The organism is Lentzea sp. NPDC051208 (genome assembly GCF_040682435.1).
Taxonomy (GTDB): Bacteria; Actinomycetota; Actinomycetes; order Mycobacteriales; family Pseudonocardiaceae; genus Lentzea; species Lentzea kristufekii.
The window spans coordinates 284,907-299,118 of the sequence record NZ_JBFBAW010000012.1 but is presented as its reverse complement, the minus strand read 5'-3'; the positions used below and the strand labels follow the sequence as shown (position 1 = coordinate 299,118).

6 protein-coding genes are annotated in these 14,212 nt (G+C 69.3%); 2 read left to right on the top strand and 4 right to left on the bottom strand.

Annotated elements, in window-relative coordinates:
- Positions 1 to 73 precede the first annotated feature (73 nt).
- Positions 74 to 10,495 carry a calcium-binding protein gene (locus tag AB0M48_RS28735; protein WP_363847794.1) on the bottom strand — a complete coding sequence of 3,474 codons (10,422 nt, stop codon included), beginning with the start codon at positions 10,493 to 10,495 and terminating at the stop codon, positions 74 to 76.
- A gap of 178 nt (positions 10,496 to 10,673) precedes the next feature.
- A complete protein-coding gene (locus AB0M48_RS28730) occupies positions 10,674 to 11,615 on the bottom strand; it encodes a D-2-hydroxyacid dehydrogenase family protein (protein WP_363847791.1) in 942 nt (313 codons plus the stop codon).
- Between the two features lie 25 nt (positions 11,616 to 11,640).
- Here AB0M48_RS28730 and AB0M48_RS28725 point away from each other — a divergent pair, with 25 nt between their 5' ends.
- Positions 11,641 to 12,099, top strand: coding sequence for a DUF3291 domain-containing protein (locus AB0M48_RS28725; protein WP_363847788.1), 459 nt, complete (start codon positions 11,641 to 11,643; stop codon positions 12,097 to 12,099).
- On the opposite strand, the gene AB0M48_RS28720 is transcribed toward AB0M48_RS28725, so the two are convergent.
- The gene (locus tag AB0M48_RS28720) at positions 12,074 to 12,613 is read right to left on the bottom strand and encodes a TetR family transcriptional regulator C-terminal domain-containing protein (RefSeq protein WP_363847785.1); all 540 of its coding nucleotides are present in this window, start codon (positions 12,611 to 12,613) and stop codon (positions 12,074 to 12,076) included. The genes AB0M48_RS28725 and AB0M48_RS28720 overlap by 26 nt on opposite strands.
- Before the next feature lie 56 nt (positions 12,614 to 12,669).
- Between AB0M48_RS28720 and AB0M48_RS28715 the strand changes: the two genes are divergently transcribed.
- The gene (locus AB0M48_RS28715) at positions 12,670 to 13,062 is read left to right on the top strand and encodes a hypothetical protein (RefSeq protein WP_363847782.1); all 393 of its coding nucleotides are present in this window, start codon (positions 12,670 to 12,672) and stop codon (positions 13,060 to 13,062) included.
- Here the strand turns inward: AB0M48_RS28715 and AB0M48_RS28710 are convergent.
- The gene (locus AB0M48_RS28710) at positions 13,052 to 14,182 is read right to left on the bottom strand and encodes a lipase family protein (RefSeq protein WP_363847780.1); all 1,131 of its coding nucleotides are present in this window, start codon (positions 14,180 to 14,182) and stop codon (positions 13,052 to 13,054) included. The genes AB0M48_RS28715 and AB0M48_RS28710 overlap by 11 nt on opposite strands.
- Positions 14,183 to 14,212: the final 30 nt, after the last annotated feature.

The window sequence follows — 14,212 nt, the reverse complement described above, 5'->3', positions numbered from 1 at the left end:
GCCGACCTCCTGTCGGTCCGACGCGAAAAGCATCCGGAGCCGCTACCGCGGCTCCGGATGCCCCCGCTCGTTCTCAGTCCGTGCAGGACACCGGCGAGTCGAAGTGGCCCGGTGTCGTGGGATAGGCGAAGCCGATCCCGTGCTGGTTGTTGTCGGACGGGTAGACCAGCGCCAGCTCGCGGAACGCCGAGGTGCCACTGGTGGTCACGTCGCCGACCGTCTGGCCCGCACCCGAGCCCCAGGCCAGCTTCTGCAGGAACACCTCCATGCCGGGGCTGCGCTGACGGATGTCGTTGTAGCCGCCGTAGGAGGCCGGGCAGTGCGTGTACAGGTTGTACGCGCCGGCCCAGTCGATCAGGCGGTCACCGGGGTTCGGGCCGTTCTGCGCGCGGTCGGCCTGGAGCACGTCGCGGTCCCAGCCGCCGTAGATCCAGTCCGTGCCGTCGTGGTGCTGGTTGTCGGCCAGCGTCGCGGGAACGGCGGGGTTGTCGTTGGTCTTCTCGGTCATCTCGAGCCACAGGCACGGGTCGACCGCGCCGTCGCCGAGCGTCTGCGGCCACAGGCCCTGCGCGCAGTTGCCGGGGTAGGAACCGCGCGGGTTGAAGTCCAGCACGTCCGACCCGAGCGCTCCCTCCTGCGAGGCCGGCGAAGTACCGCCGACGCCGCCGAAGGTGTGGTCCAGGAACCTGTCGTTCGTGCCGCGCGAGGCCGCGTCGAACGCGCCGTTCGTGAGGCAGTCCGGAGTCTGGGCGTCGACCACGGGGTCGCAGCCCTTGCCGCCCCACAGCACGTCCGCGCCGTCGCCGCCGAACGTCCGGTCGCCGCCGCTGTCGGCGTTGACCAGGTCGTCGCCGAACCCGGCGTGGATGTTGTCGTTGCCCTGACCGCCGCGCATGCGGTCGTTGCCGCCCTCGGCGATGCCGTTGTGCGGCATGGCCGGTGCGGTCGGGCCGCCGACGAACTTGTCGCCGTTGACGTCGTGCAGCAGGTCGGCCCGCCGGTCGTAGGAGCCGGCGCGGAAGCCCGTGTAGGACTCCTGCGGCACCGAGTTCAGGCTCACCGTGAAGCCACGCGCAGCCACGTCGTTGGCGTTCATGTACTCGTTGACCACACCACCGCGGTCACCGAGCATCGCGTCCTCGCCGTCGCCGCCGAACATCACGTCGTCGCCGAGCTCGCCGTACATGTCGTCATCGCCGTTCTGGCCGTGCATGGTGTCGTTGCCGTCCTGACCCCACATCCCGTCGTTGCCGTCGTCACCGAACATGGTGTCGTTGCCGAAGGCTCCACCGGGTTCACAGGTCGCCTGAGCCGTCGTGCAGAACCTGGTCGACGGGCCGATGTCGGCCACGCGCGACACCGTTGCGTTCGAAGGCACTGCCCCGGACTTGTAGCGCTCGGCGTAGACCTGCTCGGTCATCGACCCCGGCTGGCCTTGCAGCGTGCGCCGCAGGGAGCCGTTGTCGCCGAGCTGGACGTCGTCCTCGCCGTTGCCCTCGAACGCGTCGCCACCATCGCGGAAGCCCTGGATCGTGCTGCCGCCGATCATGTCGTCCTGCCCGTCGGGCGCGGTGCCGACCAGCTGGTCCGGTCCGCTCGCGGTGCCCGGCCAATCCGGTTCCACCAGCGGTACGACCGTGGTCTGCGACGACGGGGAGCCGAGCCCGCGGTCACCGCGCAGCACGTCACCGCCGCCGTTGCCCTCGAGGTAGTCGGCGTTGCCGTCGCCGGTGAGGAAGTCCCCACCGTCCTGGCCCCACTGGACGTCCACGCCCGAGCCGCCGGACATCCGGTCGTCACCGAACCGGTCCGCCGGACCGGCCTGCAGGTCGTAGCGCTGCACGATCCGTTGTGCGGCGGGGTTTCCGCCCGCGGACCCGAGCCGGACCGTGGCCCGCGTCGGGGTCTCCCCAGGCGCCGGGCGCAGCACCACGCCGTTGTCACCGATGGCGACGTCGTCACCCGGACCGCCGAACATCGCGTCGGCCGAGTCGAGCTGGCCGGCCGTCGTGTCGCCGGTGCCGGACAGCGGCGTGCTGTTGCCACCGACGAGGTCGTCGTTGCCGTCGTCGCCCTCGATGAAGTCGACGCCCTGCGAGCCCTCGACGTAGTCGTCGGAACCGTTGCCCTTCAACCGGTCCGGACCGGTCTGGCCGATGATCACGTCGTTCGCGTCGTCACCGTTGACCTCGTCCGGACCGGACGAGTCGGCGTGCGGCGTGAGACCGAGGTCGTACAGGAAGATCGCGCGCCCGGTCATGCCGCGTTCCAGCGTGATCCGGTTGAGCGTTCCACCGCGCACGAGCCGGCCGTTGTCACCGAGCACGACGTCCTGGTCGTTGTTGCCGTGGACGACGTCTCCGGCGTCGGGCTGGCCGGCACCGGCCGATTCCTCGGTCGAGCTGCCGCCCACCAGGTCGTCCTGACCGTCGTTGCCGTCGATCCTGTCCCGGGCGGGACCGCCCTCGGCGTAGTCGTCCGACCCGTCACCGGTGATGGCGTCGTCGTCACCCTGACCGTAGATCACGTCCGAGTCGTCGCCACCGCTGATCTTGTCCTTGCCGGACGTGCCCGCGGCGGGCGTGTACCCGAGGTCGAGCAGCTCGGCCTTGTGCGCCTTGACGAACTGCCGCTCGAGCGTGACCGGCGTGGCCTGCGGACCGTCCACAAGGGACAGCACCGCGTTGTCGCCGGCGATCAGGTCAGGACCCGAGTCGCCGAACAGGCTGTCGCCCGCGTCCGGACGGCCGGCACCGGAGGCCACCTCGGCGCTGCCACCGACGATCCGGTCCTCTCCGGAGTCACCGTGCACGACGTCGTCGGCGTTGTTGCCCTCCAGGTAGTCGTCCTTCGGGCCACCGAACACCTCGTCGTGCGCGAGACCACCGAACGCCCGGTCCTCGTCCTCGCCACCGAACACGAAGTCCGCACCACCAGCGCCGGCGTTCGCCCCGTCGAGGTCGAACGGTGTGTCCACACCGTTGTCGCCGATGACGACGTCGTTGCCGGTGTCGCCGTAGAGGAAGTCGCCGACGTCGGGCTCTCCGGCCTTGCGCGTGCCACCGATGACGCGGTCGTTGCCCGCACCGCCGAAGGCGCGGTCGACGCCGTTGTTGCCCTCGATCACGTCGTCCTCGGCACCGCCGTACAGCGCGTCGTCGTCGTTGTTGCCGTAGACGTGGTCCTTGCCCGCGTCGCCGTAGGCCACGTCCTTGCCGCCACCGCCGTAGATGGTGTCGTCGTCGTTGCCACCGGCCAGGACGTCGTCGCCGAGCTGACCGCAGAGCCGGTCCTTGGCGGACCTGGCGTCCACGTTGTCCGCCGCGCCACCGGCGGCCACGATCTCGACACCGGTGCCACCGGTGATCATGTCGCGGCCGTCGTCGCCGTCCTGCGGTTCGGCAGGCGGCATCGACGCGGGGTCCTCGCTCGGCGGTGTGCACGGGTTGGCGTGCTTGTCACCGAAGACGTCCGCGCCACCGTCACCACCGATCACGTGGTCGTTGTGCGAACCGCCGACCAGCAGCTTCGACGACGGCGTGACACCGGCGGGCAACACGCGGTGCTTGACGGCGCGCACCGGGCCGAACACCCCGGAACCGGTCACCTCGCCGACGTCGGACGGTTCCGCGATGACGTAGTCGTCGTGCGGCCCGCCGTACACCTTGTCCTTGCCGTAGCCACCGGTCAGCACGTCGTTGTTGCCGCCGCCGCGGATGTCGTCCACCTGGTCCTTCAACGAGTGACCGGTCACGAAGTCCACGCCCTGGCTGCCGTACACGGTGTCCGAACCCGTGCCGGTGTCCACGACGTTGATCGCGTCCTTCATGTTGTCGCCGTTGAAGCCCTTGTCCGCGGGGCCGTGCTCGTCGACACCGGTCTGCACCTCGGTACCGGTGTAGATCGTGTCGCCGCCGGAGCCACCGGAGATCCGGTCGCTGCCGGTGCCGCCGATGATCACGTTGGCTTGCGCGACGAGGTGCGCCGGCGGGGTGGTCTTGCCTTCCGCGAGCGGGCTGTCGGACGCGATGCCGATGTTGTCGTCGTCGGGACCGCCGTCGATCCGGTTCTTGCCGAGCCCTGCCGCGATGCGGTCCTTGCCCGCGCCACCGCTGACGGTGTCGTCCGCACCGCCGACGGTGATCACGTCGTCGCCGTCGCCACCGGTCACCGTCGCCGTTCCTTTGCCGCCGAACGCGGCCGCGAGGTCGCCGGTCGTGATCTGGTCCTTGCCGGGACCGCCGTTCACCACGGACCTGCCGATGCCGGTCTTGACCGAGTCGTCGCCGTCACCACCGGTGACCTCGACGTCCTTGTCGAACGGCTGGGCTTCGGCCTTGGCGTCGTTGGCGGCGCCGCTCTTGTCGCCGTCACCCTGGAAGACGATGATCCGCTTCCCGTCGTCACCGCTCGCGTTGCCGACCACCTTCGTGAGGTTCGGGTCGCGGAACTCCTCGCGGAAGCCCAGCGCACTCACGGCGAAGCCGTCGAACCCGCCGCCGTCCTTGACGAGTTGAGTGATCGTCCACTTCTCCTCGTTGTTGTTCGCGGTCCACTCGGAGTGACCGCGCTTGCCGATGTCGCCGTCACCCATGTGCAGCACCAGCGTCGTGCCGCTCTTGTGTGCGAGAACGGGTGGCGGTGGCGAACAGTCGGGTTTCACGGAGAAGTCGAGCAACGTGATGTCGGCCAGCGTGAAGTCGAACGAGACGCTGAAGATCGAGAACCCGAGCGTGATGTACACCTTCAGGAACAGACTCAGTCGTCCGTCCATGTTGAACAGGCACATCGGGTTGTTCAGCGCCACCTTCGAGAACTCGAAGAACCGGAACTTGCCGTCGTTGTTCGGGTCCGCCCAGGTGAGGTTGATCGTCAGCGCGACACCGCCCTTGATGCCGACCTCGATCACCACCAGGCTCACCGCCGCGCCGGCGGCCAGCTCGCCGCGGAACGTCACGACCGGCAGCGGCTTCCCGGTCTCGTCCTGCGTGACCAGGTAGATCGAGTCCAGAATGGACGCCGCCTTGCCGGACCCTGCCAAATACGATTCGGCAGCCTTGCGGAGACCGAACGTGTCGAAGCCCGCCCGGAACCGCGCCTCGACCGAGGCGCTGCCGGAGATCGTCACCAGTACCGGCGGCGGCGCGTACACCGGGCCGAACGACTGGCTGTAGGAGAAGCCGAGGCGCAGCGGCCCCGAGTCGAACCGGACCAGGTCCACGTCCTGGCCCATGATCAGGCCGAAGAGCTTCGAGGGCTCCTTCAGGATCGGGAACGTGAAGCCGGCCTTGTTGCCCTCCTCGCCCTCGGACACGACCTTCGCCCCACCGGCCGACGCGTCGATCTTCGACGCCAGGTCACCTGGCGCCAGGTTGATCTTGTTCGGGTCGATCAGGGACGCGGCGTTGTCCGGCGAGTTGGTCGTGGTCTTCGCCTTGTCGCCGAGCACGGAGAAGCTGCCGATGTCGATCGCCCCGCCGTTCTGGGTGATCTTGCCGATGAGCTGGATCGCGCGCAGGACCTTGTCGACGAACTCCAGTTCCGGGCCACCGGCGATGGTCGAGAACTCCTTGGCGATGGTGACCAGGTTGACGTCACCGCCGCCCACTGCTCGCGACAGGTCCGACAGCACCGGGATCGGGGCGTAGAGCTGGTCGATGATCGGCTGGATCGGCTTGGTGAACAGCGCGATCTTCTCGACGATCGGTTTGAGCACCTCTCCGAGGAACTTCCCGGCGTTGAGCTGGACGTTGTTGAACGCGATCTCCGGCGTGCCGTCACCGGGCTTGCCGCCGAACGCGTTCCACTCCCACTTGAGGTGGAACCAGCCGTTGACGCCCGGCAGCGGACCGGCGCTCACGTCGAAGTCCCAGTCGATGCCGGCCTTGGCCTTCAGCGAGACGTCGGTGACCTGGCCGACGTCGGCCAGGTCGGCCAGCGTGATCCGGTCGTCGTTGGCGGGCCCGCAGTTCTCGTAGCAGGCCGCCTGTCCCTTCTTGTGCAGGTCGACGACGAACATGCCGGTGAACAGGTCGGTCGCGCCGCCCGCGTGCTGCTTCAGGTTCACGTCGAGGAACGCCAGGCGTGCCTTCATCGCGTCGGGCAGCGTGAAGCTCAGCTTGACGCCGAGCTCGGGGTTCGGCCCGTCCTTGGTCGCCACGTAGAAGCCGCTGCTCTTGTCGACGCCCGCCTTGACGTGCAGGTGGTAGGCCAGCGCCGCCTTCATCTCGGGCGCGCCCGGCGCCGCCTTCAGCGACAGGCCGGGGATGCCGATGTCCAGCGGGCTTTGCAGCGCAAGGGTTTCCTTGTCGCAGTCGTTGCCGAACACGTCACCGTCGCAGACGTCGAACGTGAACGTCGCACCGGTGATGTCCGCCAGCGACGCCGCCGCCGGGCAGTCCGTCAGCTTCGGGTTCGTCGTCGCCGGCACGTACGCCGCGCCGTTGGGCGTGTTCTTGTCGTCGAACGACACCGCGTCCGCACCCAGGTCACCCTTGATCACGACCCAGTTGTTCGCGTTCGGGTCGGTCTTGCGGATGACCTTGTAGCCGGTGGCGTACTGCGACTTCTTCCAGGTGATCCGGTTGAAGTTGTCGTTGGTCAGCGGGTCGGCGCCGTTGGTCACCTCGGCGAGGGCCGGTGGCGCGTCCTTGCCCTGGGCGCTCGCGACGACGCCGTAGACGTACTTCTTCGCCCCGGCCGTGCCCTGCGCGGTGGCCTTCGCCTCCGTCGCCGGTTGCAGCGTGGCGTCACAGGTGAAGCCGACCGCGACCGCACTGCCGACCGCGGGCTTGAGGTGGTCGTTGACCCACGTGGTCAGCTCGCCGGTGTTGTTCACCCGGCCGCCGCCCGGCAGCTTGGTCATCGCCTCCTGGATCTTGGCGCGCAGCTGGCCGAACTTGTCGGCTCCCTGCTGGACGTCGTCACCGACCAGCGGCAGCTTGCCGTCGAACGCGGCCGTGCGCAGCGCGCGCTCGATCATCGCCAGGTACTTCTCGATGCCGTCGCCGAACTGGGAGAAGTCCAGCAGCGCGTCGAGGATCTTCTGCCCGAGGTCGGTCGGCATCTCGAACCGCTTGACGCCACCGGGCAGGTCGGGGCTGAACGAGAACGCCTGATCCAGGTCCGCGACCTGACGCGGCAACCGGACGACGAACGAGTCACCGGGACTCGACAGCTTCGTCCAGTTGACGTTGTCGGAGCTCACGAACACGGGCATGACCGCGCACAGCGCGAGATCGGTGCCCTGCGCCGGGTCGCCCTGGCAGGTCACGGGCTGGTTGTCGCCGTTGAGCGTCAGCTGCACGCCCTTGACGAAGTCGCTCAACGGCACCGGGTTCTGCCCGCTGAAGCCGAGGTGCGCGTTGTAGTGCGCGTTCGCGACGGCCTTCTCCGGGCCCTTCGGGTTGCCGAGCGCGATGGACAACGGCCCGACCGAGGACTTCACGACCCCGGTGATGCCGCCGTGCGCGGTGATGTCCACAGTGGAGTCGGGCAGGACCTTGAGCCCGCCCGCGTTCGCCGGCCCGTCGCCGGCTTCCAGCGGCAGCACGAACCCGATCTTGGTGGAACCGGTCAGCGCCAGGTTCGCCGTGGCCTCGCCCTCGGCACCGACCAGGGACCTCGCGGTGCCCTTGTCGTCGGTGAACGAGAACCGGACCGGCTGCGAGGTCGCGACCTTCCGCAACACGTCGACCTTGAGCACGATCGACGGCTTCGAGTCGACGACCTGGTAGGCGAACGAGATGCCGCTGCCGGTGGGCAGCGCGGCGTTCAGCTGCGTGACCAGGTCCTGCAGGTAGTCCGGCGGTGCCGCGGTGAGCCTGTCGACCGCGTCCTCCAGCGGGCTGCGGAACGCGTACCCGGTGCCGTTCGCGGGTACCTGGCCCCACGGTCCGGCGAGCAGCACGCGGTTGTTCGCCGGATCGGCCGCCGCGACGACGGCGACCTGGGTGCCGACCAGCACGGCCCGGCCCTTCAGATCGGGGCCGAACGCCTTGTCCCCGGTCCTCGTGTCGTCGCGGAGGAAGCCCACGCTCACGCCGTTGATCGTCGTGTTGCCGTAGTTGCCGGTGCCCGCGTCGGCGCTGCCGAGCAGCTCGGACAGCGACTTGCCGACGACCGGCAGAGGCGTGGTCATGGCGGTCTTGACCTTGCCGTCGCCGTCGACCGCCTGCAACGAGCCGTTGAGCACCTGCAACGACTTGATGATCTGGCCGAACATCGCCCGCGGGTTGTTCGGGTCGAAGTCGAACGCCTTGGCCTTGTCGAGCGCGTCGAGGCCGGTGAACTCGATCTTCGACGGGTCGGTGATGTCGGGCATGGTTACGCCGACCTGCACCGGCCCGCCGAAGAAGTCCTGGATGCCCGGCACGTCGAGCTTCACCGTGGCCGTGGCCTTGGCGCCCACCGAGACGGTGAGCAGGTTCTCCGGTTCGAGCGCGGGCGTCTCCGGGTTGTCGACGACCTTGGCGAAGATCTGCGACAGCGGCAGGTCGCCGTCGGCGTCACCGATCTTCTTCAGGCTGATCGACAGCATGTCGGTCGAGCCGTCCTTCGTGGACATGTGCAGGTCGCCGGACATGTGCACCTTGAGGTACCCGACGCTGCCGTTGACGTCGACGTTCGTGTCGACCTGGGCGCTCGCCCCGAGCAGCTGACCGCCGGTGCGCAGCAGGAACCGGTCGGGCGTGCGCGGCAGGCTGGACACCAGGGTCGTGGTGCCGTCGGGGTTCTTGTCCGCGAACGGGCAGCCGGTGGCCGCGGCGTCGGGGTCGAGCGGCTTGCACGCGTCACCCTTGATCGGGTCGCGCAGGTCCAGCACCAGCGTCGCCTTGGCCTCGTAGGACGGCTTCACGGTCGCGGTGGCGTTCAACGCGTTGGCGCCCTTGAGCCCCTTGCCCGCGAAGACGTCGCCGAACGTGACCTGGCCGGTCATGGGGTCCGGCGCGTTGACCTTGTACGGCGACTTGCCGGCCGGGGTGCCGCCCTGCCAGCCCTCTTCGAGCGTGATCTCGTCGGCCGTGTTGCTCTTCACGACACCCTGCGAGGTGCCGGCGGACACGATGCGCCCCTTGAACGCGTCGACGGTCCACGGCTTGGTCTTGCCGACGTGCTTGAGGGTCGTGCCGGTGTAGGTGACGCCGTCGCCCTGGCCCGAGGTGAGACTCGCGACCACGTCCAGCGGCTGGCCGTCGTTCGGCGCGTCCTGCTTCATGGTCAGCGTGAACTCGAGCTTCTTCACGTCGTCGCGGTAGTTCACGCCGGACACGGCGATCGGTCCGGCGTTGAGCTTGGTGAAGAGCTCCTGCACCGAGCTGAACTTCGGCAGCCCCGCCTTGGCCGGGTCCTCCTCCGGCTTGAACACGTTGTCGTCGACGAACTTCGCGAGCGCGCTGCCCGCCTTGACCGCGTCGGCGAGCGTGCCGCGCATGAACGGCAGGTTCACGTTGCCGACCGGGTCGGCCGTCGAACCCCACTGGGCGCGCTGCACCGCGTCGATCGAGCTGACCAGGTGGCTCAGGCCCTCGAGCAGGTCGCGCGGGCCGAGCGTCGTGAAGCGGGTGAGCTGGGCCAGGTCCGGGCCGGTCACGGTGATCGACGGCGCGCCGCTCGCGATGTCCGGCCACTGCACGCCGATCGTGCCGGTGAGGCCGCCGGCGTTCGCCCCGGCGAGCTGCTGGGACGTGAACTTGAGGCTGGCGTCGACCTTGCCCGCGGGGTTGCCGAGCCCGATGTGGAACAGGCCCGCCGCGGCGCCGGGCTCGGAGATCTCCGTGAGCCTGCCGTCGCCGTCGGGGTCGTCGGCGAACGCGGTGATGTTCGCTTCGACCGTGACGTGGCTGGCGCCCTTGTCGAGATCGACACCGAGGATGCCGAAGCCCGCGGACGGCACGGCGTCCGGGTCGAACGCGCCCTTGGCGCCCACGCTGAACTTCGGCGAGTCACCATCCTTGACGAGCCAGAACGCGCCGGTGGACTCCTGGTAGGCGAAGCGGAACTTGGCGTCGAACGTCAACGTCACGTCCACGGCCCCGGACGTCGTGAAGCTGACCGCCGGGTCGGCGACGCTGATCGGCTGCTTGTCCGCGACCGTCGTGACGTGCAGCGTGGCGTCGACCCGCTTGACGCCGTTGGTGTCGCTCGTCTGCACGGTGAGCGTGCCCGGCCTGCTGTCGCCGAGCGGGTAGGTGCCCGCGAGGTCGGGGAAGTTCTCCTTGTCCTTCAACGGGTCGTGCACCGTCTTGGCCACGAGGTCGCCGAAGCCGAGCGCCGCACCGGGACTCACGCCCAGCAGCGGCAGCGCCTCCCCCAGCTTGCCGACGTTCGCGAGCTGTTTCGAGAAGTCACCGAAGGCGCTGATCCCCGCCAGGATCTTCTGCACGTCCGGTGCCTGGGCCACCGCCGGTGGGCTCACGGCCACCAGTCCGAACAATGCCAGTGCACCGCTGGTGAACGCCGCTACCGCCCGCCTGCTTCCGCGTGAGTACCGCATGGCCGGCCCGCCCTTTCGACGGCGTGGCCCCCGATGCCTCGCTGCCAGGTCCGATGTCCAGAGTGGAGTGACGCAGGCCACACACATGTGCCGCCAACGGGTAGTCGTCCCGCCAGAAGGGGTCGTTACCCCTGCATCAGGCAGACCTGGCGATTCACCCGTTCAGCCCACCAGACATCTACTGGGAGTGGGCCAGCTCCCGGATCGGCGTGCCCTGAACGAACGCGTGGACGTTCTCCACGGCCTCCTGGAAGTACGTCCGGTAGTTGGCCCGCGTGACGTACCCGAGGTGCGGCGTGGCGAGCACGTTCGGCAACGTCCGGAGCTCGTCGGTCACCGGCAGCGGCTCGGTTTCGAAGACGTCGAGACCCGCGCCGGCGATCCTGTTGTGCCGCAACACGTCCAGCAGTGCCGCCTGGTCGACGATGGCCGCGCGCGAGGTGTTGACCAGGAACGCGGACGGCGTGAGGCAGGCCAGCGCCGCGGCGTCCAGGAGACCTCGGGTGCGGTCGCTCAGGACGAGGTGGACGGACGCGAAGTCGGACTGTCCGAGCAGCGCGTGCAGGGAGGGTGCCAGCCGCACACCCTCGGCCTCGGTGCGGTCCTCGGTCAGGTTCTGGCTCCACGCGACGACGTCCATGCCGAACGCCCTGCCGACGCGCCCGACGGCCCGGCCGATGTGGCCGAAGCCGACCAGGCCGAGCGTCGCGCCGGCGAGGTCGACGCCGATCGTGCTCTGCCACGGGCCGCCGGAGTGGAAGGCGGCGTTCTCGACGGCCAGGTGGCGCGCGAGTCCCAGGATCAACGCCCAGGTCAGCTCGGCCGGCGGGGTCTTCGCGCTGCCGGTGCCGCAGACCGTGACGCCGTGCTCCTTCGCCGCCGCCAGGTCGATCGACGCGTTGCGCATCCCGCTGGTGACCAGCAGCCGCAGCCTGGGCAGCCGCGCGAACAACTCCGCCGTGAACGGGGTGCGCTCACGCATGATGACGACGCACTCGGCCTCGGCCAGGGCGTCGGCGGGGTCGTCGAGGTGCTCGCGCAGGACCGTGACGTCGAGGCCCGACCAGTCGGCGTGGGCGAGCGCCGCACCCTGGTAGTCGTCCAGCACCACACACCTCATGCGCTGATCATGTCAGAGTGGGGGCATGGGAGCCTTCCACCTGGCACAGGCCAACATCTCGACCGGGCGGTGGGCGTTCGACCACTGGAGGATGCGCGGGTTCACGAGCCGGATCGACGCGATCAACGACCTGGCGCAGCAGGCCCGCGGCTTCGTCTGGCGGCCGGGCTCGGATCAGATGACGGCCGATCTGCGGCGGCTGGGGCGCGATCCGATGCTCGAGGCGTTCAACCTCAGCGTGTGGGAGTCGATCGAAGCCCTGTGGCAGTTCACCTTCAGCGGCGTGCACCTCGAAGCGGTCAAGCGCACCAAGCAGTGGTTCGACCCCGAGAGCGTGCTGGACGTGATGTGGTGGGTCCCCGCCGGGCATCGGCCCACGACGGACGAGGGCCTCGCGAGGCTCGACCTGATCAGTCGGAACGGGCCGACGCCCGAGGGCTTCACGTTCCGCAGGCGGTTCACGCCAGAGCACCCCGGACGATGATCTCCACCAGCGGCCGGGGATCGATCGCCTCGCCCCGCCCGAACTGCTGCAGGAACAGGCCCTGCACACAGGCCCCGAGCGTGTCCGAGGCCGCCAGCGGGTCGCGCGCGCCGAGACCGGCGAGGGCCGGGACCAGCATCGACGCCATCGTGGCCTTGCCGCGCACCAACGCCTGCCGCACCTGAGGATTGGTCGCGGCCTCCACCCACAGCACCATGCGAGCGGTGACCGCGACGGCGTTCGGGCCCGTCATGAACTCGTAGAGCCGGCACAGCTCGTCGACCAGATCCTCCGGCGACGCCGGCCTGAGCGTGGTCTCGACCTGCGGGACCTCCTGGCGCACCATCCAGTCCACGACGCCGTCGAGCAGCGCGGCCCGGCTGCGGAAGTAGTTCGACGTGGAGCCCTTCGGCAGGTCGGCGCGGTCGTCCACGCGCGCGTGGGTGAGGCCTCGCAGACCTTCGGTGCCCAGGAGTTCGACGGCGGCGGCGAGTGCGCGGTCCCGGTTCGACATCACCGCACTACTATAAACGTAGTGACGAGACACTACGAACGTAGTACCGTCGATCCATGACCGCGACAATCGCCCTGATCGCCTGGATCGTCAACACCGCGATCGGCTTCGTGCTGCTGGCCCGCGTCCTCAGAGCGCGAAGACGGGTACCGGCCCTGGCCTACTACCACCTCGTCACCTCGATGGTCGGCCTCGGCGTCTGGATCGCTTTCGTGGCAACGGGTTCGACACTTCTGGCCTGGACCGGATTCGCGGTGCTCACGCTGCACCTCACCCTCGGGGACACCCTGATGGTGAAGGGCTGGCGGAAGAGCAACCCGGACGCGCGGGGCATCGTCTACTTCCGGGCGATGACGTCCCTGCTCAAGAGGCCGATTCCGCTGGCACACGCCTGCATCTCGCCCCTGGCCTGGTTCCCGGCCCTCGCCGCCGCGGTGATCAGCAGTTAGGGTGCGTGCTCCGGCCGGCGAAGCGGTCGCCGAGCCAGTTCATCGCGTTCGAGCCCCACGCGCTGACCGCGGTGACGTGCCCGAGCAACGGCAGCGGCGTCCACTGCACGTCGGCTCCGAGCGAGCACCACTGCGAGCGCAGCTTCTGCCCGACGGCGAACGGAATCAGCTCGTCGAGCGTGCCGTGGTAGAGGTACACGGGCGCGGCGGGCTTCACCGAGCCGAGCGCGTTCTCCTTCAACCTGTTCTGCCACACCGGGTCGAGCATGACGTCCGGCCGCGTGGTCAGCGCGTTGAGCCGCGTGAACGGTGCCACCAAAGCGATCTCGGCCACGCAGGACTCGCGGATCTGGTCGATGACCTGCTTGCCGCGGGCGTTGAGCACCGACGACAACGGCAGTTCGGGATAGGCCTGGGCGTATCCCGCCGCGGCCGCGAACACCAGTCCGGAACCCGCGTTGCCGTCGTTGAACTTCGCGACCGCGTTCAGGTCGGCGGGCACGCCACCCGCGGCGACGCCGACGACGTTCAGCGCGGGCGCGTAGGACTTCCACTGCTCGGCGGCGGCCGACGCGGCCTGGCCACCCTGCGAGTAGCCGAAGACACCGACCGGGGCGTCCGCGGACAGCCCGGGGATGCCGCTCGCCGCCCGTGCCACGTCCAGCAGGGCACGGCCCTCAGAACGCGCCACCGCGTAGGTGTGATCCCCTGGCGTGCCAAGGCCTTCGTAGTCGGTCACCGCGACCGCCCAGCCGTTGAACATCGCCTGCGCGAGGAACGCGATCTCGACCTCGGTGCCGTTCTGCAGCTGCTGCGACGGCGCGCACCGGTCGGCCATGCCCTGCGTGCCCATCGCGTACGCGACGATCGGGCGCGGGCCGTTGTTCCACGGCAGCGGTGACACGAGCACCATGCCGGACACGACGGTGGCGGTGCCCGTCGCGGACGTCGAGTTGTAGCGGATGTCGTAGGCCTTCACCGGAGCCGGTAGCAGTCTGAGCGGCTCCGGGTGCCACGCCACCTCCCGGCTGCTGACCAGCTCCCCCGGCGCCGCGGCGGTGGCGGGCGTGACCAGGCTGAACATCAGGAAGACGGCGGCGAGCACGGCACGGAGCTGCATCGTTGGACCCCTTTGTGGTAACCGGCGTTA

Bases quoted from the DNA above. Each gene is read 5' to 3' on its own strand.
- AB0M48_RS28735 (WP_363847794.1), bottom strand. From the start codon at position 10,495: ATGCGGTACTCACGCGGAAGCAGGCGGGCGGTAGCGGCGTTCACCAGC.
- AB0M48_RS28730 (WP_363847791.1), bottom strand. From the start codon at position 11,615: ATGAGGTGTGTGGTGCTGGACGACTACCAGGGTGCGGCGCTCGCCCAC.
- AB0M48_RS28725 (WP_363847788.1), top strand. From the start codon at position 11,641: ATGGGAGCCTTCCACCTGGCACAGGCCAACATCTCGACCGGGCGGTGG.
- AB0M48_RS28720 (WP_363847785.1), bottom strand. From the start codon at position 12,613: ATGTCGAACCGGGACCGCGCACTCGCCGCCGCCGTCGAACTCCTGGGC.
- AB0M48_RS28715 (WP_363847782.1), top strand. From the start codon at position 12,670: ATGACCGCGACAATCGCCCTGATCGCCTGGATCGTCAACACCGCGATC.
- AB0M48_RS28710 (WP_363847780.1), bottom strand. From the start codon at position 14,182: ATGCAGCTCCGTGCCGTGCTCGCCGCCGTCTTCCTGATGTTCAGCCTG.